At 28.2% G+C, this 26,902-nt stretch carries 24 protein-coding genes; 23 read left to right on the top strand and 1 reads right to left on the bottom strand.

What is annotated here, in order from left to right; all coding sequences use genetic code 11:
• Positions 1 to 297: 297 nt before the first annotated feature.
• From yjeM to RWY47_RS15415, 8 genes are all read left to right on the top strand, one after another.
• Positions 298 to 1,842, top strand: a complete 1,545-nt coding sequence (yjeM, locus tag RWY47_RS15450) for a glutamate/gamma-aminobutyrate family transporter YjeM (protein ID WP_021431428.1) — start codon at positions 298 to 300, stop codon at positions 1,840 to 1,842.
• Positions 1,843 to 1,956: 114 nt separating this feature from the next.
• Positions 1,957 to 2,778, top strand: coding sequence for a hypothetical protein (locus tag RWY47_RS15445; protein ID WP_021431429.1), 822 nt, complete (start codon positions 1,957 to 1,959; stop codon positions 2,776 to 2,778).
• A 118-nt stretch (positions 2,779 to 2,896) separates the two neighbouring features.
• Positions 2,897 to 4,084 carry a trans-sulfuration enzyme family protein gene (locus tag RWY47_RS15440; RefSeq protein WP_150842314.1) on the top strand — a complete coding sequence of 396 codons (1,188 nt, stop codon included), beginning with the start codon at positions 2,897 to 2,899 and terminating at the stop codon, positions 4,082 to 4,084.
• A gap of 191 nt (positions 4,085 to 4,275) precedes the next feature.
• The gene (locus tag RWY47_RS15435; protein ID WP_150842315.1) at positions 4,276 to 4,782 is read left to right on the top strand and encodes an RNA polymerase sigma factor; all 507 of its coding nucleotides are present in this window, start codon (positions 4,276 to 4,278) and stop codon (positions 4,780 to 4,782) included.
• Positions 4,783 to 4,794: 12 nt separating this feature from the next.
• Complete coding sequence (locus RWY47_RS15430; protein ID WP_224170354.1) at positions 4,795 to 5,655, top strand: anti-sigma-V factor rsiV; 861 nt, start codon at positions 4,795 to 4,797, stop codon at positions 5,653 to 5,655.
• Between the two features lie 290 nt (positions 5,656 to 5,945).
• Positions 5,946 to 7,484, top strand: coding sequence for a phosphoenolpyruvate carboxykinase (ATP) (locus RWY47_RS15425; RefSeq protein WP_051391423.1), 1,539 nt, complete (start codon positions 5,946 to 5,948; stop codon positions 7,482 to 7,484).
• Positions 7,485 to 7,681: 197 nt separating this feature from the next.
• The gene (gene hpf, locus RWY47_RS15420; RefSeq protein WP_021431434.1) at positions 7,682 to 8,221 is read left to right on the top strand and encodes a ribosome hibernation-promoting factor, HPF/YfiA family; all 540 of its coding nucleotides are present in this window, start codon (positions 7,682 to 7,684) and stop codon (positions 8,219 to 8,221) included.
• Positions 8,222 to 8,384: 163 nt separating this feature from the next.
• The gene (locus tag RWY47_RS15415) at positions 8,385 to 9,275 is read left to right on the top strand and encodes a potassium channel family protein (RefSeq protein WP_168931920.1); all 891 of its coding nucleotides are present in this window, start codon (positions 8,385 to 8,387) and stop codon (positions 9,273 to 9,275) included.
• Positions 9,276 to 9,286: 11 nt separating this feature from the next.
• Here the strand turns inward: RWY47_RS15415 and RWY47_RS15410 are convergent, their stop codons facing one another.
• Positions 9,287 to 10,579: an HdeD family acid-resistance protein gene (locus tag RWY47_RS15410; protein WP_168931917.1), complete on the bottom strand. Its 1,293-nt coding sequence runs from the start codon at positions 10,577 to 10,579 to the stop codon at positions 9,287 to 9,289.
• A 206-nt stretch (positions 10,580 to 10,785) separates the two neighbouring features.
• Here RWY47_RS15410 and RWY47_RS15405 point away from each other — a divergent pair, with 206 nt between their 5' ends.
• The 15 genes from RWY47_RS15405 to RWY47_RS15335 all read left to right on the top strand — a co-directional run bounded on the left by RWY47_RS15405 (position 10,786) and on the right by RWY47_RS15335 (position 26,895).
• Positions 10,786 to 11,088, top strand: coding sequence for a hypothetical protein (locus RWY47_RS15405; protein WP_021429276.1), 303 nt, complete (start codon positions 10,786 to 10,788; stop codon positions 11,086 to 11,088).
• Positions 11,089 to 11,227: 139 nt separating this feature from the next.
• Positions 11,228 to 12,286 (top strand): efflux RND transporter periplasmic adaptor subunit, encoded by a 1,059-nt coding sequence (locus RWY47_RS15400; RefSeq protein ID WP_168931915.1) that lies wholly within the window; start codon positions 11,228 to 11,230, stop codon positions 12,284 to 12,286.
• A 142-nt stretch (positions 12,287 to 12,428) separates the two neighbouring features.
• Positions 12,429 to 12,914, top strand: coding sequence for a hypothetical protein (locus RWY47_RS15395; RefSeq protein WP_150842321.1), 486 nt, complete (start codon positions 12,429 to 12,431; stop codon positions 12,912 to 12,914).
• A 228-nt stretch (positions 12,915 to 13,142) separates the two neighbouring features.
• Positions 13,143 to 13,328, top strand: a complete 186-nt coding sequence (locus RWY47_RS15390; protein WP_021429319.1) for a hypothetical protein — start codon at positions 13,143 to 13,145, stop codon at positions 13,326 to 13,328.
• A gap of 35 nt (positions 13,329 to 13,363) precedes the next feature.
• A complete protein-coding gene (locus tag RWY47_RS15385; RefSeq protein ID WP_150842322.1) occupies positions 13,364 to 14,056 on the top strand; it encodes an iron-sulfur cluster assembly scaffold protein in 693 nt (230 codons plus the stop codon).
• Between the two features lie 22 nt (positions 14,057 to 14,078).
• A complete protein-coding gene (locus RWY47_RS15380) occupies positions 14,079 to 15,077 on the top strand; it encodes a GGGtGRT protein (RefSeq protein ID WP_021429348.1) in 999 nt (332 codons plus the stop codon).
• Between the two features lie 216 nt (positions 15,078 to 15,293).
• Positions 15,294 to 15,710 (top strand): hypothetical protein, encoded by a 417-nt coding sequence (locus RWY47_RS15375; protein WP_224170353.1) that lies wholly within the window; start codon positions 15,294 to 15,296, stop codon positions 15,708 to 15,710.
• A gap of 323 nt (positions 15,711 to 16,033) precedes the next feature.
• Positions 16,034 to 17,263: a nitrogenase component 1 gene (locus RWY47_RS15370; protein ID WP_168931912.1), complete on the top strand. Its 1,230-nt coding sequence runs from the start codon at positions 16,034 to 16,036 to the stop codon at positions 17,261 to 17,263.
• A gap of 118 nt (positions 17,264 to 17,381) precedes the next feature.
• A complete protein-coding gene (locus RWY47_RS15365) occupies positions 17,382 to 17,906 on the top strand; it encodes a hypothetical protein (RefSeq protein WP_150842324.1) in 525 nt (174 codons plus the stop codon).
• A gap of 135 nt (positions 17,907 to 18,041) precedes the next feature.
• Positions 18,042 to 18,578 carry a hypothetical protein gene (locus RWY47_RS15360; protein WP_150842325.1) on the top strand — a complete coding sequence of 179 codons (537 nt, stop codon included), beginning with the start codon at positions 18,042 to 18,044 and terminating at the stop codon, positions 18,576 to 18,578.
• 189 nt (positions 18,579 to 18,767) lie between these two features.
• A complete protein-coding gene (locus tag RWY47_RS15355) occupies positions 18,768 to 19,589 on the top strand; it encodes an N-acetylmuramoyl-L-alanine amidase (protein ID WP_150842326.1) in 822 nt (273 codons plus the stop codon).
• A 172-nt stretch (positions 19,590 to 19,761) separates the two neighbouring features.
• Positions 19,762 to 21,507, top strand: a complete 1,746-nt coding sequence (gene kdpA / locus RWY47_RS15350; RefSeq protein ID WP_332840811.1) for a potassium-transporting ATPase subunit KdpA — start codon at positions 19,762 to 19,764, stop codon at positions 21,505 to 21,507.
• Positions 21,508 to 21,532: 25 nt separating this feature from the next.
• Positions 21,533 to 23,593, top strand: a complete 2,061-nt coding sequence (kdpB, locus tag RWY47_RS15345; protein ID WP_150842327.1) for a potassium-transporting ATPase subunit KdpB — start codon at positions 21,533 to 21,535, stop codon at positions 23,591 to 23,593.
• Positions 23,594 to 23,613: 20 nt separating this feature from the next.
• Positions 23,614 to 24,183, top strand: coding sequence for a potassium-transporting ATPase subunit KdpC (gene kdpC / locus RWY47_RS15340; RefSeq protein ID WP_025162874.1), 570 nt, complete (start codon positions 23,614 to 23,616; stop codon positions 24,181 to 24,183).
• Positions 24,184 to 24,198: 15 nt separating this feature from the next.
• The gene (locus RWY47_RS15335; RefSeq protein ID WP_150842328.1) at positions 24,199 to 26,895 is read left to right on the top strand and encodes a sensor histidine kinase; all 2,697 of its coding nucleotides are present in this window, start codon (positions 24,199 to 24,201) and stop codon (positions 26,893 to 26,895) included.
• The last annotated feature ends 7 nt before the right edge of the window (positions 26,896 to 26,902 follow it).

The raw sequence follows: 26,902 nt of genomic DNA, 5'->3' as shown, positions 1-26,902 counted from the left end.
GTGGAGAAATATGTAGAAAAATGAAATAATAATGAGGTTTCTACTAAAATTAGTTATATATAGTCTTAAATTATAAAAAAATAAAGAAATTTAAGATATAAACGTTTTAAAAAAATGTTTTCAAATATCATACTTTTTAGAATAGTTTAAAAAATCATAATATTTAAATTAAACTAAAATCTATTGAAAAGCAAAAACAATGATGATAATCTAACAATAAATAAGGGGCTGATAAATAAATGACAAAAAAGTTATTCATTTATCAAAATAAAGAAATCATATTTAAGGGGGATTCACATGTCACAACCAAGCAATAATAATGTTAAAAAGCTTACGCTAGTACCATTAATACTTATGATATTTACATCGGTATTTGGATTTGGTAATATGCCAAGAGCATTCTACTTAATGGGGTATGCAGCTATACCGTGGTACGTATTAAGTGCTGTACTATTCTTTATACCATATGCATTTATGATGGCTGAATATGGATCTGCATTTAAAAAAGAAAGTGGAGGTATGTACTCATGGATGGAAAAATCTGTAGGAGCTAAGTATGCTTTTATAGGTACATTTATGTGGTATGCATCTTATGTAATTTGGATGGTAAGTGTTTCTTCTAGTTTATGGGTACCATTATCAAATGCTATATTTGGTAAAGATATGACTGGAACTTGGAGCTTATTTGGATTAACATCAGTTCAAACACTAGGTATTTTAGGGGTAGTGTGGATAGCTATTGTTACATTTGTAGCTACTAAAGGTGTTGATAAAATAAGTAAAATAACTTCTATAGGTGGAACAGCTGTTGCATTACTTAATATAGTACTATTAGTTGGTGGAGTATTAGTAGTTGCATTAACAGGAGAATTAGCTCAACCTATAGCTGATGTAGCGAAATCTTTCACTGTATCACCAAGTCCTAACTATCAAACACCACTTACGGTTTTATCATTCTTAACATTTGCAGTGTTTGCATTTGGAGGATTAGAGGTTTTAGGAGGTCTTGTTGACCAAACTGAAAATGCAGAGAAAACGTTCCCTAAAGGGCTTGCTATATCTGCAATAGTTATATCTGTAGGATATGCACTTGGAATATTTGCATGTGGTATGTTTACTAATTGGAGTGATGTATTAGGTGGAGAGCATGTTAACATGGCAAATGCTACATATATATTAATGAGTAACTTAGGTTATAAATTAGGAATAGGATTTGGAGTATCTGAAAGTGTAGCTCTTACTATGGGAGCTTGGACTGCTAGATTCATAGGATTCTCAATGTTCTTATCATTAACAGGAGCATTCTTTACATTAACTTATTCACCACTTAAGACATTAATACAAGGAGCTCCAAAAGAGTTATGGCCTGGTAAATTAGGTGAATTAAAAAATGGAATGCCTGTAAATGCTATGAAAGTTCAAGCAATTATAGTTATAGTTATGATACTTTTAGTATCATTTGGTGGAAGTAGTGCGGCTGAGTTCTTTGCTATACTTACTTTAATGACTAATGTTGCGATGACAATACCATATATGTTCTTATCTGCAGCATTCCCTGTATTTAAGAGAAAGCAATTAAATGGTGAAATAGAAAAACCATTCGTAGTATACAAGACTAAAACAATTGCAACTGTATTAGCGGTTATAGTTACTGCAGTTGTTGGATTTGCAAATTTATTTACTATAATAGAACCAGCATTATCTTCTCCAGAAGGTATTTCTAAGACTTTAACTATGATAGGTGGACCATTACTATTCTCAATAGTAGGATTTACACTATATACAGTTTATGAAAATAAGCATGGAGAAAAAGCTAAAAATAGTAAAAAAGTTGTAGGATAGATAAAGGAAGAGAGCAATTTGCTCTCTTTTTTATTTTTTGTAAATAGTTTTAGAAAATTTAAAATTATTGTATAATAAATTGAAACTATAATTAGTATTTAAGGATGTGTGTAAATGAGTGTAAAAATATATGATAAGGATAACCCGAGTTTAGTGAATTCTATGGTATGCGCGATAGACATACTTGGATTTTCTCAGATGATAGTAGATTCTTGCGAAGAAGGATATGGAGATAAACTACTTAAAGAAATCAATTATCTTATAAATAAAAATAAACAATGCATAATCCCTAATAAATATAGTAAAGGAAAGATTAAAATATTTACTGATAACATGGTTGTTGCATATCCTATAAATGGAGATGGAGAAGAAGAATTAGATGAGATACTAGAAAATGTATCAGAGTATCAGTTTAACTTATCTTTAGAAGGTTTATTTGTAAGAGGGGGAGTTAGCGTTGGAGATTTTTATATAAATGATGATATAGTATTTGGACCAGCTCTTCTAGATGCGCATAATACAGAAAGTAAAGTCTCTTGTTATCCAAGAATCGTATTAGATGACAAGACTGTAAAAAGGCTACAAAAATATATAAACTATTATGATGTAGCTCCACAAAAAAATAAGATACTTATAGATAGTGATGGTCAGTGGTTTTTAAATTATTTAAATACTATATTTAAGTATTACACAGAGTGTAGTAATGACTATGAATTTGAGAGAGTTCAACAAGAGTTATTATTTAGACATAAAAAGAAGCTTGAAGAACTATTAAACAAGCATAAAACAAATATAGTAGTTTGGGATAAGTATGTTTGGACAGCTAATTATCATAATTACTTCTGTGATTTACATTTCCCAGAGGAAAAGTGGCTTAAAATAGCTAAAAAGGATTTATTATCATGGCCAAGACAAATTTTAAATAGCGATATATAATATAAAAACAGTTGTATTTAGTATAAAATGGACTAAATACAGCTGTTTTTAATTTTTTAAAAGGATATATATATGAATGTATCAAACTCTATAAATAAGTATATTTAGGAGGGGTTTTATGAGAGAAAGTAATTATGATGAAACTATGCTTTTGCACTATGGTGAGGATAAAAAAGATTATAAAGGAGCAGTAGTACCACCTATCTATCAAAATAGTTTATTTACTTTTGAGGACTGGGATTCTATAGATAAAGCTTTTGATGATCCTGTAAACAATTGCATATATACAAGAGGAAAAAATCCTACTGTATCAATTGTTGAAGAAAAGCTATCTAAATTGGCAGGTGGAGAAAAAGCGAAGCTTTTTACATCAGGAATGGCTGCCATATCTTCTGCCATTATGCACTTTGTAAAACCAAATGGACATATAATTACATTAAAAAATATATATGGACCAGCTAACAATTTTATGGGGAGTTATTTAAAAGAAAAAATGAATATAGAAGTTACATACATATCAGGTAAAGATGTAAACGAGTTTAGGGAAAATATAAAAGAAAATACTTGTTTAATATACCTAGAAAGCCCTTCAAGTGTAGTTTTTAGTTTACAAGATATAAATGAAATTTCAAAACTTGCAAAAGCACATAATATAAAAACTATTATAGATAATACTTGGGCTACACCTATATATCAAAAACCTTTAAAAATGGGAATCGATTTAGAAGTTCACTCTTGTTCTAAATATATAGGAGGACACAGTGATATAGTAGCAGGAGTTATAATAGGCAGTGAAAAAGATATAAAAGATATATTTGAAAAGGAACATGCTTTATATGGTGGTAAAATAGCTCCATTCGAAGCTTGGCTAATAATGAGAAGTTTAAGGACATTGCCTATAAGATTAGCTAAACATCAAGAAAATACACTACAAGTTGCAAAATTTTTAGAAAGTCATCCAAAAGTAAAAAAAGTATATTATCCAGGAATTAAAAGTTTTGAACAATATGAATTAGGTAAAAAACAAATGGATGGATATACAGGACTAATGGCCATAGATTTAGATTGTAAAGATATTGATAAGATAAAAGCATTTGTAAATAGATTAGAATATTTTTATATAGGCGTAAGTTGGGGAGGATTTGAAAGCTTAGTTTATGCTCCGGCTATAAGTTATTTAAAGGAGATGACTCCGGACAAATTTGATGCTATGGGAATTAGTTTAGGAAGCATAAGACTTTCTATAGGATTAGAAAATTATAATGACTTAATATGTGATTTAGAAAAAGCACTTAGCATATTATAAATTAAAATTAGAAAAAATATTAAAAATGAAAGTGAAGTTTTTTAGAGTATCATTAGATAATGATACTCTTTTTAAATTGATGAAAACTAAGCTAAATAAGAAATTATATATTAAATTAAAAAAATTAAAACTTTTTAGTATGTATAAAGCGTCTATATATATGTAAGGTGAAAGGAGGTCTATAGATTTAGATGAAATTATTGAGCTCAAATAAAAAAATTAAAGAAAAGAAAGTTAAAGACTATATAGTAAACAATCAAGAAGGCTTTTACAAGGTAGCATATAGTTATGTAAACAATCAAGATGATGCATTAGATATAGTACATGATTCTATATGCAAAGCACTTTCAAAATTAGATTCTCTTAAAGATGAAGAAGCTATTAAACCATGGTTTTATAAAATTTTAATAAATAGTTCTATAGACTACATAAGAAAAAATAGTAAGTATGTAACTTTAGAAGAAGAGTTGTTATCTGATGAACACAATTCAAATGACACATATACGGATATAGATCTTCAAAGAGCATTGGAAAAACTGCCAGAAGAATATAGAGTTATTATAGTTTTAAGATACTTTGAAGATATGAAAATAGATGAGATAGCAAATGTACTGTCACAAAATACAAATACAATAAAAACTAAACTTTATACGGGACTTAGAAGACTTAAGATAAAAATAAATACAGAAGATTATTAAGGAGTGAAGTTTATGAAGGATATAGATAAAATAAAAAAATTAAAAGAAAATTATGATGATATAAAAATACCAAAAAATTTAAATGAGGTTGTAAATGATGCTATAAATTCAAAAAGCAGAAATAAGAAGATTAATAAAAAATGGATAGTAGCTGCAGCATCTGTATGTGTTGTTATAGGCGCAGTTAATATAAATAAATCATTTGCACAAAGTTTAGAAGAAATACCTGTAATAGGCAGTGTAATAAAGATAATAAACTTTTCTAACTATCAAATAAAAGAAGATGGATACGAGGCATCTATAAAAGTACCAAAAATTGAAGGTTTAGATAATAAAGAGTTAGAGTATAAATTAAATAAAGAATTTGAATCGGAAGGTAAAAAATTATACGATCAATATCTACAAGAGGTTAAATCTTTAAAAGATTCTAACTCAGCAGGTCATAAAGCAGCAGAATCATGGTATGAAGTCAAAACGGATAATGATAAAATACTATCTTTAGTAATATACAATTATGAAGCACAAGGGTCTTCTAATACTACAAGAAAATTCTATAATATAGACAAGAAAAATCAAGTTATATTAACACTAGAAGGTATGTTTAAAAATGACAACTATATAGATGCTATAAGCAACAATATAAAAGAGCAAATGAAAAATCAAATGAAACAAGATGAAAATAAAATATATTGGTTAGATGATAAAGAAATGGGAGATGAAAATTTCAAATCTATAGATAAAAATCAAGATTTTTATATCAATAAAGATGGAGAACTTGTTATTTGCTTTGATAAATACGAAGTATCACCAGGATACATGGGATTAGTTGAATTTACAATTCCAAATGATATTATACAGCCACTAATGAATTAGGGAGGATAATAATGGAAACGAGAGCTTATATTAGGGTTTTATCTATTATAGGGTGGATAGGGCTATTTTTAACCATATTTATGATAGTTCCTAGTTTGACTATTTAAAATTAAGGTATTAATATGTAAAGGGTCTATTAAAGGATAGGCTCTTTTTTTATGTAAAATAATAGTTAGAAAATAAATTGTATGAAAGAATATAAAAAATACGTAAAATTAGTAGACATTTTTGGAAAAAATGATATACTAATAATGTAAAAAAGATACACTAATTGAAGGTGGAGGGGACGTATGTTTAGTATAAATAATATAAATGATGGATTATTTGGAAAGGTTATAGCAAATCCAACTAGAAAAGAATTAAGAGATTTAGCAAAAGATATGGAAAAAACAACAGAGTTTAAAAGTGCTAGTTATATAAGTGAAGTTAGAAGTAGAAGTGCTAAAAATACTTATATAGTGGATGAAATAAAAACTGGTGTAGATCAACAAGAAATAAGTAAAGCTAAAGCTGATGAAATTGCAGCTAAAGTATTTGAATATATAAAAGATAAAGAAATGATAAGAGTAGATAGAAAAATGGGTATGAGCGATAAGTTTTCATATAACTGTAGATTATATATATCTAAAAAATATGCAAGAATAGCTCACATGTGGAACAATACATTATTTAATCCAACTGATAGTGAAAATCCAGATTTAGTAAGTATATATGTTCCAGAATGGCCAGAAAGAATAATGTTTGCATACCCAGAAAGTGGAGTTACGTTTATACTAGGAAGTGACTACTTTGGAGAATCTAAGAAATCTTTCTTAAGAATGGCTATGTATAAGGTAAAACAAGCTGGAGGATTAGGATTCCACGCAGGTAGTAAAGTCCTTAGAGTATATGATAAAAACAAAAAATTAAAAGATGTTGGTTTCATAATGTTTGGACTAAGTGGAACAGGAAAAACAACATTAACTATACATGATCATGAATTAACTGGAGAAGAAAAAGCTATAGTAAGACAAGATGACGTTGTGTTCATGGATGAAAATGGATATTGCGTAGGAACTGAAAATGGATTCTATATAAAAACTGAAGGATTAAACCCAGAACAACAAAGTGTATTATATAAAGCAGCTACTAGTGAAAATGCAGCATTAGAAAATATTAAAGTTTATGAAGATGGAAAAGTAGATTTTTATGATACAAGTTTAACTTCAAATGGTAGAGGGGTTATATTAAGAGAAGAAATAGATACAACAGATGACACTGTTAATTTAGAAAAGGCAAATAAGATAATATTTATAACTAGAAGAAAAGATGTAGTACCTCCTGTAGTTAAGTTAGATCCAAAACAAGCTTTAGATACATTTATGTTAGGAGAGTCTATAGAAACTTCAGCAGGGGACCCAACAAAAGCAGGTCAATCAAAAAGATGTGTTGGAACAAATCCATTTATAATGGGACCTGAAATAGAAGAAGGTATAAAACTTAGAGAAATATTACAAAACAACCCTGATATGGAATGTTTCATACTAAATACAGGAAGTGTTGGAGCTAAAGATGATTTTGATGGTGAAAAATTAACTATAAAAGTATCTACTACTATAATGAAAGAAATAGCAAGAGATAACATAGATTGGGTAGAAGATGAAGAATGGGGTTATATGATTCCTTCAAAAGTAGATGGAATAGATATAAATAAATATAATCCAAGAAATTATTACACTAAAGAAGAGTATGATAAAATTGCAAATAAATTAAAATTAGAAAGAAAAGTGTGGTTAGCTAAATACGAAGGGTCTCCAGAGGAAAAAATAGCTGCTACTGTTTCAATATAATAAAAAAGAGCTGTCTTTTTAAGATAGCTCTTTTTGCATTTGGTAAAATACCCCACAATTAATATTATACCACGAAAAAAATATAAAATATAGAATGGAAATCTGGAAGAAGTTGCTATAGAATTAAGGTAAGTTAAATATAAAACCTTACAAAAGATTAAGTATTTAACAATTGTTTATACAAGGAGGTACTACTTATGAATATAAGAGTAATCGGTAAAAATATAAATCCAACAGAAAGCATCAACGCTAAGATTGAGAGTAAGATGGAGAAATTACAACAGTACCTAAACGTAGATACAGATGTAAAAGTTACTATAAGCGCTGAAAAAGAAAAACAAACAGTTGAAGTAACTGTATTACCAATAAAAGGACCTATAATAAGAGCAGAAGAAGGTCAAAAAGATTTATACTCAGCTATAGATGGAGTTTATGATAAGTTATATAAACAACTTAGAAAGTATAAAACTAGATCAAAAAATAGAAAAAATAGTCATCAAAGTATAAGATTTGAAAACATAGAAGATTATAATTTTGAAAGTAATATAGATGAAAAAGATATTCACATAGAAAGAGTTAAAAAGTTTTCAATAAAACCTATGAGTAGTGAAGAAGCAATACTTCAAATGGAATTGCTAGGACATGACTTCTATATGTTTAGAAATTCAGAAACTGATAAAATAAACACTGTATATAAAAGACATGGATTAGGATATGGAATAATTGAGGAACAATAAAATAAAAATCGATTGCTTTATTGCAATCGATTTTTTTATGCTTAAGAAAATTGTACTTAACTAATTTTGTGTATAACCTATGTAAAATAATGATATAAATATTTGACATTAAAGCAAAAGTAAGTAATATTAATAATAGAATTATTTATAAGGTGGAGAATATATGGGAAGTTTTATAATTATTATAGTTACTATGATTACTATAGGAATTTTATTAACTAGGAATAGAAGAATTAATAAAAAATTAAAAGTATCAATTTTACAATCTATAAAAGAGATAAATTATACTTATAAAATTATATTTACAGATAAGGCTATTTTAACAAGGATAATCCAAGCAACTCTTATTGTTGTAGCTGAAGGGACTAGCTTTATAACGATTTATGCAGGTATTTTTAAATATTTACATATAAATTTATTAAATAGTAAGATTGAGTGGATTTTCAATCTTACTTTAGCAATAATTTGTCTTATTATAGTACACTATGCTATAGGATATATATTGGCACTGAGTTTAAAAATTCAAAATTTTATCCATAATGTGGAACATAAAAATTTAAAAGTAGATTTTATATTAAGTTATTTTCTTATAAGCAGTTATTTAACTGTAGCTTTAATTTTCCCAAAGGAGTTTACAAATCAAGTATATATAGGGCTAATAGGGATGATAGTTTGCTACTACTTAAATGTAAAAACATTAATAACATTAATAGCAAATCCTTCAAACATTAAATCTATAAAAAAAGAAGATAACGGATATTCTAGGATTATTATTGCATCTATACTTATATTGATAATGTTAATTATAAATTTATATTTAATTGTTTGTTTAGTTAATGGATTAGAACAAGGTGCATTTTTAAATGCTAATAATAAATTTGATTTATTTTACTATACGGTAATAACCTTTACTACTATTGGGTATGGGGATATAATTCCTGTTACAGTACTTGCGAAGATAACATCAATGTTAATATCTGTAACTAGTGTTGTTTGTTTGAGTGTGTTTTTAAGTAGTATGCTTTCATATAAAGATGAGTTATCTAAGGATTAGATAACTCATTTTTAATTATTTGTATGTTTTTTATAAATTTTCTTTTTTATTACAATAGAATTTTTCCTTCTAAATAAATTTTCTAAATAATTATAATAAGTTCCAGGAGTTATAATACCATTAACTGCTATTAAATCTAGACCAGCTGAACCTACAATTGTATCAGCTAATCTAACACAATTTGCAGTTAAAGTAAAATAAGTTTTAAAATATCCAGATTTAAATTTATAGTACTTACAATTTGCGTCAAGATACATTATATTTGTCTCATCTGTATAATCCCCATTTGGACTGAGTTGAGCTGGACATTTCCACAAATAACAATTAGATTTAATTTTATTTATTCTATTTTTTATTAACTCATGTTGATCTTTAGTTAAAGCTAATGTAAATCCAATTAATGATCTATTAAATTGCGTATTTAAAATTTCGATATATTTATCAGTTTCAACTTCAATTAAAACACCATCACTTACAAGTGTAAATAACCTATTAGAGCTACTGTCATAAGTCCCATATGAGTATGTAGTATTTTCGAATGAGATATCTATATGGCCAAACCCGTTTGCACAATCTGGAGCAAGATGTATAAATATATCAACAGTTGAATAAGGGTTGCTTGCATTTAAAACATCTTTATTTTCTATAAATGTGTCTTCATCAGAATCTAATTTAACAAATTCATTTACTTTTTCAAGAAGTTGCTGAGGTATAAATGCCGAATAAAGTAGGGGCAATCCTATTCTAACTTTTCTTTTGAGTTTATCAGGAACTATATTTTCATCAGAAATTTCTTTGAAAAAATCAGCTAAAAGAGTAAGTGAATAAAGTATTACATATATACCTGCTAGCTTTGAAACAAACATCATGTATTCTTGTGGGTGAAATAAAAGTACAACACTAAAAATTAATGATATAACACTTACTATTAACCCAGATAACCATCCTTTTACCTTGTTTTTATATAAAATTAAAGCAGCAGTAATTCGGGCTAAAAAGTTTAATAATGCATATATACCTATTATTCTAATTGCTGAAACTCTAAAAAATTCAGGGTGAAGATTTATAGATAGTGAAAGTAGTATATATAACATACCTAAACTAAATTTGCCTAACATCGTATTTTTTCTATTAAATATATAAGATAGTATATGTAAAACTCCTATAATTAAAAGATATATTGATATCATATTTAAAGTTAAATTACTTATAAAACTTATATTAAAAAGAACTACTATTCCAAAGATAAAAACAGATATAGAAGATAATAATATCGTAAATGGTGAAATAGTTTTTACTTTCATGAAAACCTCCTAAATGAAATTATGTAAATTTGTATAAAAGAATTATACCATTAAATATATATAAGTAAAAAATAGAGTTAATTTAGATAATTCATAAAAAATTTTAAATTTAAGATTTATTTAAGATTTATTTAAAGTTTAGTTTATAGACTATAATTTCACCTAAGTATATAATATATACATAGACAACTAAGGAGGAAAATTAGATGAAATCAAGATTTGAAGGTAATATTTTAGGGTTTATAGGGGTTAATATTTTAGCAGCAATTATAATTTTTTTTACAATAGGAATAGCAACTCCATGGGCTATGTGTATTAAGTATAGATGGGAAATAGATAACACTACAATAGATGGAAAAAGGTTGCAATTTGTAGGAAGTGGAACTGATTTATTTGTGCATTATATAAAATGGTGGATACTAACTATAATAACTTTTGGTATATATGGATTTTGGTTATATATAAACCTAATTAAATGGAGAGTTGAAAATACTGAGTTCATAAATTAATGAGGATTTTATCCTCATTTTTTTGTGATTAAAGTTAAAAACTTGTAACCTAATTTAGAGAACAATTTGAATGACAAATTATACCAAACTACTATATAATAAACATATAAAAGACAAAATATACTTTGGGGGGATTTCTTTGAAAAAAAGCATAAATCTAAATAAAAAGAAAGCTATTATAGGTGGAGTGATAGTAATAGCTATTTTTATGGCGGTTTTTTTTGGAATTAAAATAAAAAACAGTATGAGCAATGCAAATGAAAAAGCTCAAGTTCCTGAAATATACAATGTTCCAGAAAAAGAAAAAATTATTATAGATGGAAAGGTTATGCCAGGCAAATCAAAAGATTTTTTTGCAGAACCTAGTAAAGGAGAGATCGAAAATATAGCAGTAGAAGATGGACAAAAGGTTGATCAAGGGCAGGTATTATTTACTTATAAAAATGAAAATGTGTCTCCGGAAATCGATAATTTAAAAGAACAGTTAACAACAAAAGAAGAGGAACTAAAAGTTATTCAAGATGAAACTTTAAAGAAAACCATGGAGGAAGAAATAGCTAAATTAAATGATAAGATAAAAATAATTGAAGATAAATCTAGTTATTCAGTGGAAGCTCCTTTTGCAGGTAAGGTGTATATAAGCCATCAAAATAGTAGTGAAAATGAGCCTGCTCCAATTATGACATTAGACTCTGAAGATCTTTATGTAAAAGGACAAGTTAGTGAACAGGATTTATCAAAAATAAATCTAAATCAAGAAGTACAAGTAATGGTAAACTCTACTAAAGAAAAGGTAAAAGGAAAAGTTACTTTTATCGGGGAGCGACCTTCAGTCGATAAAATCACATCAAAAAAGGATTCAAAGCAAGGTTTATCTTACTATGATATAAAGGTTAATTTTTTAGAAAACCAAGATTTAAAAAATATTAAAAATGGATTTCATGTTCAAACTACTATAGAGGTACTTAATAATCCTATAAAAGTTCCATATACTGCATTGTTACAACAGGATGAAAAAAGATTTGTTTATAAGGTAATAGATGGAATTGTATATAAACAAGAAGTTAAAACAGGTGAGACGAATAATGAATTTGCAGTAATAACTGAAGGTGTAGGAGAAAAAGATAAAATAATAAAATCTGCAAATAATAAAAATATAAAAGAGGGAGAAAATATTTACCCTAGTAAAGAAAATTAAATGCAAGATTAGCTAGTTTTATAAAAATAAATATGAAAAAATGATTATTTGTATAACATTTTGTAGAAAACATGCATATATATTATTAAGATGCTGATATTTATATATCGCATTTAATAACAAAAAAAGGGTGAATAAATTTATGACATGCAACTACAAAAACAAGTTTAATAAATGTAATCCAGGTTGTAATGAGGAATGTTTAAATGACTGTAGTGAGTGTAGTAAGTACCAACAATTAGCTCATGAAAAATGTGAACAAGCTAACTGTATGATAAACAAAGCTAGTAGAGTTGCTCAGCAAGCTAAACAAGCAGAACAAAGAGCTGATTGTTTAAAACAACAAGCACTAGAAGAATGTGCAAGAGCAAATTGTTTATGGGAAGAATATAGAAGATTAGCTAAACAAGGTGAATCTTTAATGAATGAAGCTAAGAACTGTATGGAAGCAAGTGTAAAATGCTATAAAGATTGCTATAAAGACGACTTTGGATGCAATATGGCTGACTATGGGTATAAACCATGTTTAAATGAAAATCATGGATGTAATCACGAGTGTAACTATGAATGCAATCACGATTGTAATCATGTAAATAAATGTAGTCACAATGATAATTGCGAGTGCTAATAAATAAAATGTATTAATTAAGAGCAACACTATTTTAAATATAGTGTTGCTTTTGATTTGTTATAAAGAGTAAAAAAGAAAAGTTAGAAAAATAAGAATATTAGGTATTATAAGTCTAATATTGATTTAATTTTAACGTAGTCATATAATAAATTCATAATAAATTTTCAAAAATTTTACTTTTAATATTTAGTTTAGATGGAAATCCTAAGTATGAGGTGATTTAATATGAAGGAAAACAATATCAAAAAAAATATTAAAAGTGAAAACTTACAAAAAAAAGAGAAAAGAATTAACTCTGTTGTAAACTCTATATTAAGTGAAAGTACTAGCAATTCAGATCCCGATGGACACTATACAGGATGTCCTAAAGGAGAAGCTATTAGACCGATACAAGATGTGGATGATTTATAAGAAGAGAAAAATTACACCAAGGAAGGAGATTTCTTATGATTTACACAACAGAAATCACAAATATGTGTAAAATAAACAAAGGACCAAACCATGGACCAGCTCCAATACCAGAAGAAGGTAAATGGGTGAAAGCAACTCAAATTACAGATATATCAGGATTAACACATGGTGTAGGATGGTGTGCGCCTCAACAAGGAGCATGTAAACTGACACTAAATGTTAAAGAGGGTATAATTCAAGAAGCCTTAGTTGAAACAATAGGATGTTCAGGTATGACACATTCAGCAGCAATGGCGTCTGAAATTCTTCCAGGCAAAACTATATTAGAAGCATTAAATACAGACTTAGTATGTGATGCTATAAATACTGCTATGAGAGAACTGTTTTTACAAATAGTATATGGTAGAAGCCAAACTGCATTTTCAGAAGGTGGATTACCTGTAGGAGCTGGACTTGAAGACCTTGGAAAAGGACTTAGAAGTCAAGTTGGAACTATGTATGGAAGTCTTGAAAAAGGACCTAGATATTTAGAAATGGCAGAAGGATATATTACTAAATTAGCATTAGATGAAGATAATGAAATAATAGGATATGAATATGTTCACCTAGGAAAAATGATGGAAATGGTGGCTAAGGGAATTGAAGCAAATGAAGCTCTAGAAAAATCTAAGTCTAACTATGGTAGATTTGATGAAGGTGCTAAATTTGTTGACCCAAGACATGAATAAATAATAAGGAAGGTGAACTATAATGGCTTTATTTGAAAGTTATGAAAGAAGAATAAATCAAATAACTCCAGTATTAGAAAAATACGGAATTAATTCTATAGAAGAATGTAGAGAACTTTGTAAATCAAAAGGATTTGATCCTTATCAAATAGTTAAAGATACTCAAAACATAGCTTTTGAAAATGCATGCTGGGCATATACAGTAGGAGCAGCTATAGCTATAAAAAAAGAGTGCAAAAAAGCAGCAGAAGCAGCAGAAGCAATAGGAGAAGGATTACAAGCGTTTTGTATTCCAGGTTCTGTTGCAGATGATAGAAAAGTTGGTCTAGGACATGGAAACTTAGGTGGAATGCTTTTAAGAGATGAAACTAAATGTTTTGCGTTTTTAGCAGGCCACGAGTCTTTTGCAGCAGCTGAAGGTGCTATAAAAATAGCTGAAAAAGCTAATAAAGTTAGAAAAGAAGATTTAAGAGTTATACTCAACGGACTTGGAAAAGATGCAGCATATATAATATCAAGAATAAATGGATTTACATATGTACAAACTGAGTTTGATTATTATACAGGTGAATTAAAAGTAGTAAAAGAGAAGGCTTTTTCAAAGGGTGAAAGAAGTAAAGTTAAATGTTATGGATGTGATGATGTTAGAGAAGGAGTTGCAATTATGCACCATGAGGGAGTGGATGTATCTATAACTGGTAACTCAACTAATCCAACAAGATTCCAACATCCAGTAGCAGGAACTTATAAAAAAGAGTGCTACCAAGAGGGGAAAAAATATTTTTCAGTAGCTTCAGGAGGAGGAACAGGAAGAACTCTTCATCCTGATAATATGGGTGCTGGACCGGCATCTTATGGTATGACTGATACTATGGGAAGAATGCATTCTGATGCACAATTTGCTGGATCTTCATCTGTACCAGCTCATGTTGAGATGATGGGACTTATAGGTATGGGAAATAATCCTATGGTAGGGGCTACAGTTGCAATTGCAGTTGCCGTAGAGGAAAGTTTTAAATAAATTTTAGTGGGTGTAAAATAAAAAGGTAGTGATTAAAATTTTTAATCACTACCTTTTTATTTTTAAAATATTACAATTTTCACATTTTATTATAAAAATAGATAATAGTATTTAATGATTTATATAAGTACTTTAATAGAAAAAAACTATACTAAGAGACTATCGTTCATAAATACAAATCAACTTGATATAATAGAAGAAAAGGGGGGGATTATTGTGAATTTAAATTCAATGGATTGCAGATTAGAAGAACAAAAGAAAAAGGTTATACAAGAATATAGACTACATTTAAACTCTAATTGTAATTGGGAGTATATACACCCAAAAGGAAAGTATCAACCTATTGAATACTTTTCACAGAAATTTGTGGAAAAACATTCTGCGCTTGCTATGGTGTTTCAAATACATAAACTTTGCTTTGCTAAGATTAAATATTTTGAAAACAACGTAGATGATTTTTTACCATATTCATACTCCTTTAAGTCTGGATTTGAAAGATGTGAAATGCATAAAGTTCAGTTTTTATACCACATATATAGTCACTATATGATTGGAATTGCTGAACTTCAGGATATAAAAGATATAGATGAATTTAAAAAATTATGTGCTTATTTAGAAAGCTTTAAAAATTAATTTAAAAAAATAAAAAAATATGATTTGAACAAAAAAAAATGGGTATAAACAAAAATAAACGTTTAAATAAGTAATGTTAAATGTAAAAGCTTATATATGGGACAATCCAATTATTGCTTTTGAAATTGTAAATATTTAAATGATTTAATAAAATTATATAGTAGAGTTAAAAAACTAAATAGTATATAAATTATTTAAAATAAATCTTTTCCAAAATGGAATTCCAATATGTAAGCTAAAAATAGCTTTTAACTTATTTATACAATCTGAGTTTTAGTGATTGGATAAAAATTTGATGTTGGCACCATTGGAGGAATTATATTATGGATGAAGAATTTAAATATTTAAAAATACCTGATGATAAAATAGGAATAATATGGACGCTATCGTGTATAAGTGATATATGTGTAATTGAATTTGGAACGCATATAAAGACTCATCATTTTGTAGAAAATATAAACAAAATATGCAATGAGAATAAATGCAAGATATATTCTATACATATTGATGAAGAAGAAAATGTTTGCAATGTATTTAGAAAATTGAAAGATGCTATTATAAATTTAGATAATGATATTAAGCCTAAATATATTTTTATTGTAGAATCTTCTCAGCCATGTATGATTGGTGAAAAGATATTAGATTTATGCAAAGATTTAAAGGGTGTTGCAAATTGCAAGTTACTACCTATAAATATGAGCAATTTAAATTATGACTATAATATAGGACGAGAATTTGCATTAGAATTTTTAGCTAAAAAAATAGTAAAGCATAATGAAAAAGACATGAATAAATATAACATAATGGGATTTAGTGTTGATAAATACAATTATTTAGCAGATATAAAAGAGTTACAAAGGATAATGAAAGAGCTATTTAATAAAGAAGTAAACACTATGTTTACAGTTAACTCTAGTATTGAACAAATAGAAAATGCATCAAAGGCATCATTAAATATAGTAGCTAGAAAAGAAGCATTAAAAGCTGCTAAATATATGGAAGAAGAGTATGGAATACCATATGTTTATATAAATTTATATGGATTTAAAAATGTTATAAAATTCATAGAATCCATAAAAAAAATAGATGGATATGAATTAGATGAAGAAAAATACAATGATGAAATGACCCAAGTAAAAAAGAGATTGCTTCAAGTAAAAAAGAAATTTTATTTTTATAAAGGAAGTAAAGACTGTGCTATATTTGGGGATTTTGATACTGTTCTAGGAATTAGTGAAATGCTAAAAGAACTAGGATTTAATGTTGATAAAAAAGAAATTATTTATAAGACTTGTGATGATGCAAACATTGTAAATGAGAAATTATATCTAGAAACAACCAAATATTTAAATGATAAAGAACTATTGATACTTTTAGGGGATAGGGTTAGTATTGATATGAGACATAAATCTAAGAAAGATTTACAAATAAGCAGTACCAGTTTAGATTTAGTTGATGAATGTATTGATACACCTTATATTGGTTTTAAGGGATGTATGTATATAATTAATCAGATTTTAAATATAGATATAAATAGTGAAATAGAAGCTTAGATAGCTTCTATTTTTTTGTTTTAAAATAGAAGAAAATGTTAACAAGTATATTATTTAGGCATATTATATATTACAGATGAAAAATCTGTAGAATAAATAAAAGGGTGTGTATTTATCTATGAGTTGTAAAAAGAATATGTGGAATAACTGCGAAAGTAATAAATGGGACAACGTATGCTACTATAAATGTAAAAATGGATGCTCTAAAAATTGTAATAAAGAAATAGCTAGAACAAAATGTCTTATAGATGATATAAGAGCTAAAAACAATTTATTAGGCAAAGACTTAAAAGACGCTAAGCAAAATCAAAAAGTTGTTAAATCAGCTTTAGATAATATAGATGATAATGTAGCTAATTTAGTTAAAGATATAGGACATATAGAAGATGCTTTAATTAATGCTGTAAAGACCTTAAATTGCATAATAAAAGATTTAGATAATGCTATACCAGCACAAAATGCAGCATTAGAAGATATAAAAGATGCTCAAGATAAGCAAAAAGATTTAAAAGATTTAATAGACAATTTAGAATATGCTTTTGATGGTACAGTAGAATGTTTAAAAGAAAAAGACGGAAATCCAATATTAATACCTTTGGATGATTGTGATGAGGAAAAACCAGACTGGGGTTGCGGTTGCTAGTTATATAGTATTTTTAGGAATGTAAATTTATTTACATTCCTTTTTTGTGACATCAAAAAGTAAACAAAAGTATGTGTTAGGCATAATATGGATTACAGGCTAAAAGCTTAAAAATTTGTAAGGGGGATTGTAAAGATGAGCTATAAACAAAATGGTTGGAATGAATGTGAAAATGCAAATAAATGGGAAAATATATGTTATTACAAATGTAAGGATCATGGATGTGGTGGAGAAAACTGCAAAAAGGATATAGAGAGAACAGAAAATATTATAGATAGTATCAAATTAAGAAATGAAGAATTAGGAAATGATTTAAAAAATGCTAAAGAAAACCAAAAAGAAGTAAAATCAGCACTAGTTGCAATTAATGATAATGTTGGAAGCTTAGCAAATAATTTGGGAGAAATAGAAGCTGCATTAGCGCAAGCAGCTTGTGACTTAAAATCTATAATGGATGAATTAGAAAAAGCTGTTCCAGCACAAAATGCAGCTATTAAGGATATAAAAGATGCTCAAGGTAAACAAAATGATATAAATGTATTAGCTAATGAACTAGAAAAATCATTTGAAAAAACTGTTAATTGTTTAAAGAAAAGAGATAAACCGCCAGTATTGATACCTTGGGATAACTGTGATGATGATTCTGAAGAATCTGGATGTGATTGTGATTAATAATTAAAATAAAAAAGGTGAATTCAATTTAACTTGAATGCACCTTTTTTATTTTAATTATTAATTTTATAAAATTTGGGTAAGGGATCATAAAATGTCAAAAAAAATAAGGGTGTTGAAAAAAATGAAAAATTATGTATAATAGTTTGTGTAGTAAAAATTACACAAAAGTTAAAAAGGAGGAATATTTTGAAAATTACGACAATAAGAAGAAGTGTAGTAGCTGTAGTTTTATCAACAGCATTTATGTCGACAATGACAGTTTCTCACGCAAATAATTATAAGGTGTTCATAGATGCAGGCCATGGTGGAAATGATAATGGATCTGCTTATAATAATAGAATCGAAGATAATTTAAATCTTCAAATAGCTAATAAAGTTGAAGCAAAGCTAGAAAAACGTGGAATAGATGTTATGACTAGTAGAAAAAGTGATGAATATGTTTCACTAAGAGAAAGAACAAATAAGTCAAACTTAGCAGATGTTGACATGTTTGTATCTATTCATCAAAATGCAGCAGAAGATACAACTACAAAAGGGATAGAAACTTTTTATTATAACGATGAAAATAAAGAGTTTGCAGATGTAGTTCAAAAAAGTTTATTAAGTAGCACTAATGGACTTAATAGAGGGGCTAAAAAAGGAAACTTACAAGTTTTAAGAGACAATGAAGCTCCAGCAGTACTTGTAGAGTGTGGGTTTATATCAAATGAGGATGAAGGAAATAAGTTAACAACTAATGAATATCAAGAAAAGATAGCTAATGGTATAGTTGACGGAGTTATTTCTAATTTAGGATTTAAAGATGAAAAAGGGCTTAAAGTTAATAAAAATGTAGCTATAGCTTTATCTGATGGAGTTTGTGTAAGAAACGGAAGAGGTAGTATGTTTAACACAATCGGTTACTTATCAAAGGGAGAAAAAGTTGAAGTTTTAGATACTAAGTTTGATTGGCATAAAATAAAGTTTAATGGACATATTGGATATGTATCTAACGTATATGTAAAATAGTAAATAGTATTTTAAAAGGTTATCTAATAAATTAGGTAACCTTTTTTTTGGTTTAATTCAAATTTGTTTGCTTTTTAATCTTTATACAATCTTAATACAGCAATAATTATCTTAACCTCCACTTTATATCAAAACACATAAAATGAGTATATAGAAAATTTAGGAGGAGATTATGAAGATGAGTATTGTAATTCAAGTATTTGTTTTTATTGCAGTAGTTATATTACTAGCAAAACCTTTAGGTATTTATATATCGAAAGTATTTAAAGATGAAAAGGTGTTTTTAACTAGGATAGTATCACCGATTGAAAAGTTTATATATAAAGTATTAAATGTAAAAAAAGATGAAGAAATGAATGGGAAAGAATATATATTAAGTGTTATTTCATTTAGTTTAATAAGCTTAATATTTGTATTCTTATTGCAAATGATTCAATATATACTTCCATTAAATCCAGAAAAACTAAAAAATATAGATTGGAAATTAGCTTTTAATACAGCTACAAGTTTTGTTACAAATACAAACTGGCAAGCTTATAGTGGAGAAAGTACTTTAAGCTATTTAACTCAAATGATAGCATTAACTGTTCAAAACTTTTTATCAGCAGCTGTAGGAATAAGTGTACTTATGGTATTAATAAGAGGATTTAAAAGAAGTAAATGTAACTCTATAGGAAACTTTTGGAAAGATTTAACTAAATCAACTTTATATATACTATTACCACTTTCACTTGTTTTAGCTATGTTTTTAACTACACAAGGCGTAGTACAAAATTTAAAGCCTTATCAAGAAGTTAAGTTAGTACAGAGTGTAGAAACAGAAAATAAAGGTGTAATAGATAATCAAATAATTCCAGGAGGGCCTGCAGCAAGTCAAATTGCCATAAAACAATTAGGAACTAATGGAGGTGGATTCTTTGGGACAAATTCAGCATATCCATTTGAGAATCCAACTTACTTATCAAATATGGCACAAGTTGTTTCTATAATTTTAATACCTGCAGCATTATGCTTTACATTTGGAGAGATGGTAAACGATAGAAAGCAAGGAAATGTAATTTTATGTGCAATGATGATTATATTCACACTAGCAATATCATCTGCAATGTATTTTGAGTTTAAAGCTACTCCAGAGCTTGCAGATAATAAATATATAACAAGCGAATTTAAATCTGATCAATCTGGTGGAAACATGGAAGGAAAAGAAGCTAGGTTTGGAGTAATAAATTCAGCTATATGGGGAGTAACAACTACTTCAGCATCAAATGGATCTGTAAACTCTATGCATGACTCTTTTACACCAATGGGAGGAATGATTCTAACATTACTTATGCAATTAGGAGAGGTTGTATTTGGAGGAGTTGGATGTGGACTTTATGGAATGCTTGCATTTGTAATTCTTACGGTGTTTATATCAGGGCTTATGGTAGGTAGAACTCCAGAATATCTAGGCAAAAAAATAGAACCATTTGAAATGAAAATGGCGTCAATTTTAATAATAACTACCCCAGCATTAGTATTAGTTGGAAGTGCTATAACATGTATGGTTCCAAATATAGACTTTTTCTTAACTAATAATGGACCACATGGATTCACAGAAATTTTATATGCACTAAGTTCTACAGGAAATAACAATGGAAGTGCATTTGCAGGATTTTATGTAAACAATAGTTTTATGAATATATTAACAAGTTTAATAATGATATTAGCTCGTTTTATACCAATAGTTTTAATTATAAAAATAGCACAATCATTAGCTAGTAAAAAAATAGTACCACAAAGTGCAGGAACACTAGCAACTAATAATATGTTATTTGTATTTTTATTAGTTGGAGTTGTTCTTATGATAGGAGCATTAGGCTTTTTACCATCACTAGCTCTTGGACCAATCGCAGAACATTTGAATATGTTTTTTTAAACTTTAGTATAAGGGAGATATTATTATGAGTAATTCAAATAAAAGCTTTGTAAGCAAAGATATTTTAAAAGATGCTATAAAAGATTCTATTAAAAAGTTAAGTTTTAAAGTACAGCTTAAAAATCCAGTTATGTTTGTAGTATATATAGGATCAATAATTACTAGTTTAATGACTATTATGTCATTTTTTAATATGACGAATGATAACACATCATTTGATTTAATGATAAGTATTTTCTTATGGTCTACAGTATTATTTGCAAACTTTGCAGAAGCTATAGCAGAAGGAAGAGGTAAAGCTCAGGCTAGTAGTTTAAGAGCTGCAAAGAAAGATGTATTAGCTAAAAAGCTAAAATCTTGCGACAAAAATAGTGATTTTGAAATGATACAATCAAGCTTATTAAAAAAAGGAGATATAGTTTTAGTTGATGCAAATGAGCAAGTTCCTGCAGATGGAGATGTTATAGAAGGCGTTGCTTCAGTAGATGAAAGTGCTATAACTGGAGAGAGTGCTCCAGTTATAAGAGAATCAGGTGGGGATAGATGTGCAGTGACAGGTGGAACTACAGTAGTTTCTGATTATTTAATAGTTGAAGTAACATCAAGTCCAGGTGAAAGTTTTTTAGATAAAATGATTGCTATGGTAGAAGGAGCTAAAAGGAAAAAAACACCAAATGAAATAGCTTTACAAACATTATTAATTGCATTAACTTCAATATTTTTAATAGTAACAGTAACTTTATATCCATTTAGTTACTTTGCAGTAAAACAAAATGGGGCAGGGACTGTAGTTTCTATAACTTCACTGGTAGCTTTATTAGTTTGTTTAGCCCCAACGACTATTGGAGGTTTGCTTTCTTCAATTGGAATTGCAGGAATGAGTAGATTAAATAATAAAAATGTTTTAGCAACATCAGGAAGAGCTATAGAAGCAGCTGGAGATGTAGATGTGCTACTTTTAGATAAAACAGGTACTATAACTCATGGAAATAGACAAGCAAGTGATTTTATACCTCTTAAACATGTAGATATGGAAGAGTTTGTGGATTGTGCAAAATTGAGTTCTGTATTAGATGAAACTCCTGAAGGAAGAAGTATAGTTGTGCTTGCAAAAAATATGTATTCATTGGATGATAATGATTTATCAAATAATGATATAGAATTTGTACCTTTTTCAGCAAAGACTAGAATGAGTGGAGCTAATCTAACCGAAGATAAAATAAGAAAAGGTGCAGCAAGTGCTATAAAACAATTTGTAGAAGAACAGGGTGGAAAATATCCTAAGGAATGTGATGAAATTGTTGAGGAAATTTCAAAAAAAGGTGGGACTCCTTTAGTTGTTTGTAAAAACAATAGGGTATTAGGGGTTATATATTTAAAAGATATTCTTAAAAAGGGAGTATATGAAAAATTCAATGATTTAAGAAAGATGGGAATAAAGACAATAATGATAACAGGAGATAATCCTTTAACAGCGGCAGCAATAGCAGCTGAAGCCGGAGTTGATGATTTTTTAGCAGAGGCAACTCCTAAAGCTAAACTTGATTTAATTCATGAGTACCAAAGAAAAGGTCATTTGGTAGCTATGACGGGGGATGGGAGTAACGATGCTCCTGCACTTGCCCAAGCAGATGTTGCTGTTGCTATGAATACAGGTACACAGGCTGCAAAAGAAGCAGGAAACATGGTAGATTTAGATTCTAGTCCAACTAAATTAATAGAAATAGTAAAAATAGGTAAACAGCTGCTTATGACAAGAGGAGCCCTTACGACTTTTAGTATTGCAAATGATATCGCTAAGTACTTTGCAATAATACCACCATTATTTTTAGGAGTTTATCCACAATTGGATAAGTTAAATATAATGAATCTTAATAGCCCTGAAAGTGCTATAATGAGTGCGGTTATATATAATGCGATTATAATAATTGCATTAGTGCCACTTGCACTTAAAGGAGTTAAATATAGAGAATTGCCTGCAAGTAAACTTTTATCAAGAAATTTAATGATATATGGTGTAGGTGGGATTATAACACCATTTATATGTATAAAAATTATAGACATGATTATAGGTACAATTTTATAATATTATAAGGAGATTGAGATATGAAATATATAAAAAGAGCATCATTAATACTTTTAATTATGACAGTCATAACTGGGATTATATATCCATTAACAATAACTGCTTTTGCTCAAATATTTGTACCAAATAAAGCAAATGGTAGTATAATTGAAGAAAATGATAAAATGGTAGGATCAAAGCTTATTGGGCAAAACTTTACAGACCCAAAATATTTCTGGTCAAGACCATCAGAAACTCAAGATTATCCATACAATCCGTTAGGGTCTTCTGGAAGTAATATGTCTCCAACTGGAGAAGCATTTGATAAAGTATTAAATGAAAGAATAAAAATGTACAAAAAATATGATGAAAAAAATACAGAGAAAATTCCTGTAGATTTAGTAACTGCATCAGCAAGTGGGCTAGACCCAGATATATCAGTAAGAGGAGCTAAATACCAAGTTGATAGAGTTTCTAAGTATAGTAAAGTTTCTAAAGAAAAATTATTAGAACTTATAGATAAAAATACAAATTCTAAGCTTATAGGTATGTTTGGAGAACCTACAGTAAATGTATTACAGCTTAATCTAGATTTGGAGAAAATTAAATAATTAGTAGGGGGATTTATGAATAGACCAGATCCGGAAAGTTTATTAAATAAAATAAATAAAGAAGAAAAAAAACAAAAAAGAGGTCAATTAAAAATTTTCTTTGGATATGCAGCAGGAGTAGGCAAAACATACTCCATGCTTGAGTCTGCACATAGTTTAAAGGAAAGTGGAGTAGACGTAGTAGTTGGATATATAGAACCTCACTCTAGAAAAGAAACACTAGCTCTTCTAGAGGGGTTAGAGGTACTTGAATTAAAATATATAAAGTATAAAACTATAGATTTAAAAGAATTTAACTTAGATTTAGCACTTAAAAGAAAACCAGAGGTTATACTAGTAGATGAGTTAGCACACACGAATGCTAAGGGTTGTAGGCACAGCAAAAGATGGCAAGATATAGAGGAACTGTTAATAGCCGGAATAGATGTATATACAACTGTAAATGTACAACATTTAGAAAGCTTAAACGATATAATTGAAATTGTAGCTAATGTTTCAGTTAAAGAAACTATACCTGATAAGTTAATTGATATTTCATCACAATTAGAGCTTATAGATGTAGAGCCAGATGTTTTGTTAGAAAGGTTTAACCAAGGTAAAATATATAAAAAAGAACAAGCTGTAAAGGCACAAGAAAATTTCTTTGTAAAGGAAAACTTAGTAGCATTAAGAGAATTAGCTTTAAGAAAAACAGCTGAAAAAGTTAATAAAGAAGTTGAAATAACCAGATTATCAAAAGGTGGAGTAGAAGTGTTGCCAACGAGCGAGACTATTCTTGTTTGCATATCTCCATCACCATCTACTGCTAAGTTAATAAGAACCGCATCTAGAATCTCTCAATCATCACTATCAAGGGTAATTGCTATTTATATAAAAGACCCCAACAAAGAAGAATTATCCAAAGAAGCAAAATCTCAACTAGAGTCTAATTTAGAACTTGCAAAAAAGCTAGGTGCAGAAGTTGTATTATTGCATGGAGATAATATGGTAGAAGATATACTAAGGTATTCTAAAATGAGAAATGTAACCAAAATTATAATTGGAAGAAATCATAGAAAACATAGTGTATTTTCGAGGTTTGTAAAAAGAGATGTAGTAGATAAATTAATTGATGAGGCTGATCATATAGATGTGCATGTAATACCATATAAAGGGGAAAAAAGCAGACATTATAGACCTAAAAAACAAAATGGATTTATTTCTAAATTTAAAATTAGTGGAATAGATATATTTAAAATAGTTATTATAACTACAATAACAACGCTCATTGCACATATATTAAAAAATGCTGGGTTTATTCAAGAAAATATATATTTAATGTATATGCTCGATATAGCATTAATATCTGTATTTACAAATGGATATGGAACAGGTATAATAAGCTCTATTTTAAATATAATTCTATTAAATTATTTATTTACAAGTCCACTATATACACTAGATATAGATGATACTAACTATATAATTACTTTATTTGTATTTTGTATAGTTGGAATAATAACGTCATCACTTACATCAAGAATAAAGCAGCAAGTAGAAATTTATTCAAAGCGTGAGCAAAATACACAGATGCTATATAAAGTTGGAAGAAGTTTTTTAAGATTATCAAATAAAGAAGATATTATAAATACTGGTTTAGAGCTTTTATCAATAGGATTAAATAAAAATGTTGCATGCTATGCGATTGATAAAAATAAAAAGCAGTTAAATCTTTATAAAAATATAAAAAACAAACAAGATGAAGAATTTTTTATAAATGATTCCGAAAAAGCTGTTGCAACTTGGGCTTTTAATAATAATTCTATAGCAGGTACAGGCACAGATACTTTGCCAGGGTCAAATGGATTCTATATGCCTATAATTGGTATGAGCGAAACGCTAGGAGTGATAGGAGTAGCTTGTATTGATAAAAAACTTGATAATGAAGATATATGCCTAATTGAAGCAGTAATTGCTCAAATGGCTATAGCACTAGAAAGAGAAATTTTATCAGAAGTTCAAAAAGAAGCTAGTCTTGAAATAGAAAGTGAACGATTAAGAAGTAGTTTATTACGAGCGATTTCTCATGATTTAAGAACACCACTTGCTGGAATAAGTGGCGCTGTGAGTACTATAATTAAAAATAAAAACTTAATAGATGAAAGTATTATTGATGAACTGTTAAATGGAGTATTTGAAGATACACAATGGTTAATTAGACTAGTCGAGAATTTACTTAGTATGACTAGGATAGATGAAGGAAAACTTGAGGTAACTAAAAATCCAGAAATAGTTGAAGAGGTTATATCACAATCTTTATCTCATATAAAAAAGAGAATCCAAGATATAAAAATTAAAATAGAAATGCCAGATAAAATACTCTTTGTGCCAATGGATGCAAAGCTTATAGAGCAAGTTTTTATAAACTTAATTGATAATGCTATAAAGTATTCAAATGGAGCATGTGAAATTAAAATAAGTGTATATGAATTAGGTAATAATGTAGCTTTTGAATTTACAGATAATGGGCCTGGAATTAATGAGAAAGTAATAGATAGCATATTTGATAGATTTTTTACTGGAGAATTAAACTATTCAGATTCAAGAAAAGGAGTAGGTCTTGGGTTATCAATTTGTAAGTCAATAATAAATGCTCATAAAGGCGAAATAAGCGTTAAAAATAACTTAGATAAAGGTGCAACTTTCAAATTTACATTACCTAAGGAAGATTAATTAAATG

Source organism: Paraclostridium sp. MRS3W1 (genome assembly GCF_032465715.1).
Classification (GTDB): domain Bacteria; phylum Bacillota; class Clostridia; order Peptostreptococcales; family Peptostreptococcaceae; genus Paraclostridium; species Paraclostridium dentum.
This window is presented reverse-complemented; position numbering and strand designations above follow the sequence as displayed.

Bases quoted from the DNA above. Each gene is read 5' to 3' on its own strand.
- RWY47_RS15380 (WP_021429348.1), top strand. From the start codon at position 14,079: ATGGCTTTATTTGAAAGTTATGAAAGAAGAATAAATCAAATAACTCCA.
- RWY47_RS15415 (WP_168931920.1), top strand. From the start codon at position 8,385: ATGGGAAGTTTTATAATTATTATAGTTACTATGATTACTATAGGAATT.
- RWY47_RS15385 (WP_150842322.1), top strand. From the start codon at position 13,364: ATGATTTACACAACAGAAATCACAAATATGTGTAAAATAAACAAAGGA.
- RWY47_RS15430 (WP_224170354.1), top strand. From the start codon at position 4,795: ATGAAGGATATAGATAAAATAAAAAAATTAAAAGAAAATTATGATGAT.
- kdpA (WP_332840811.1), top strand. From the start codon at position 19,762: ATGAAGATGAGTATTGTAATTCAAGTATTTGTTTTTATTGCAGTAGTT.
- RWY47_RS15360 (WP_150842325.1), top strand. From the start codon at position 18,042: ATGAGCTATAAACAAAATGGTTGGAATGAATGTGAAAATGCAAATAAA.
- RWY47_RS15445 (WP_021431429.1), top strand. From the start codon at position 1,957: ATGAGTGTAAAAATATATGATAAGGATAACCCGAGTTTAGTGAATTCT.
- RWY47_RS15365 (WP_150842324.1), top strand. From the start codon at position 17,382: ATGAGTTGTAAAAAGAATATGTGGAATAACTGCGAAAGTAATAAATGG.
- RWY47_RS15405 (WP_021429276.1), top strand. From the start codon at position 10,786: ATGAAATCAAGATTTGAAGGTAATATTTTAGGGTTTATAGGGGTTAAT.
- RWY47_RS15440 (WP_150842314.1), top strand. From the start codon at position 2,897: ATGAGAGAAAGTAATTATGATGAAACTATGCTTTTGCACTATGGTGAG.
- RWY47_RS15395 (WP_150842321.1), top strand. From the start codon at position 12,429: ATGACATGCAACTACAAAAACAAGTTTAATAAATGTAATCCAGGTTGT.
- RWY47_RS15370 (WP_168931912.1), top strand. From the start codon at position 16,034: ATGGATGAAGAATTTAAATATTTAAAAATACCTGATGATAAAATAGGA.
- kdpC (WP_025162874.1), top strand. From the start codon at position 23,614: ATGAAATATATAAAAAGAGCATCATTAATACTTTTAATTATGACAGTC.
- RWY47_RS15425 (WP_051391423.1), top strand. From the start codon at position 5,946: ATGTTTAGTATAAATAATATAAATGATGGATTATTTGGAAAGGTTATA.
- RWY47_RS15435 (WP_150842315.1), top strand. From the start codon at position 4,276: ATGAAATTATTGAGCTCAAATAAAAAAATTAAAGAAAAGAAAGTTAAA.
- RWY47_RS15335 (WP_150842328.1), top strand. From the start codon at position 24,199: ATGAATAGACCAGATCCGGAAAGTTTATTAAATAAAATAAATAAAGAA.
- yjeM (WP_021431428.1), top strand. From the start codon at position 298: ATGTCACAACCAAGCAATAATAATGTTAAAAAGCTTACGCTAGTACCA.
- RWY47_RS15390 (WP_021429319.1), top strand. From the start codon at position 13,143: ATGAAGGAAAACAATATCAAAAAAAATATTAAAAGTGAAAACTTACAA.
- RWY47_RS15410 (WP_168931917.1), bottom strand. From the start codon at position 10,579: ATGAAAGTAAAAACTATTTCACCATTTACGATATTATTATCTTCTATA.
- hpf (WP_021431434.1), top strand. From the start codon at position 7,682: ATGAATATAAGAGTAATCGGTAAAAATATAAATCCAACAGAAAGCATC.
- kdpB (WP_150842327.1), top strand. From the start codon at position 21,533: ATGAGTAATTCAAATAAAAGCTTTGTAAGCAAAGATATTTTAAAAGAT.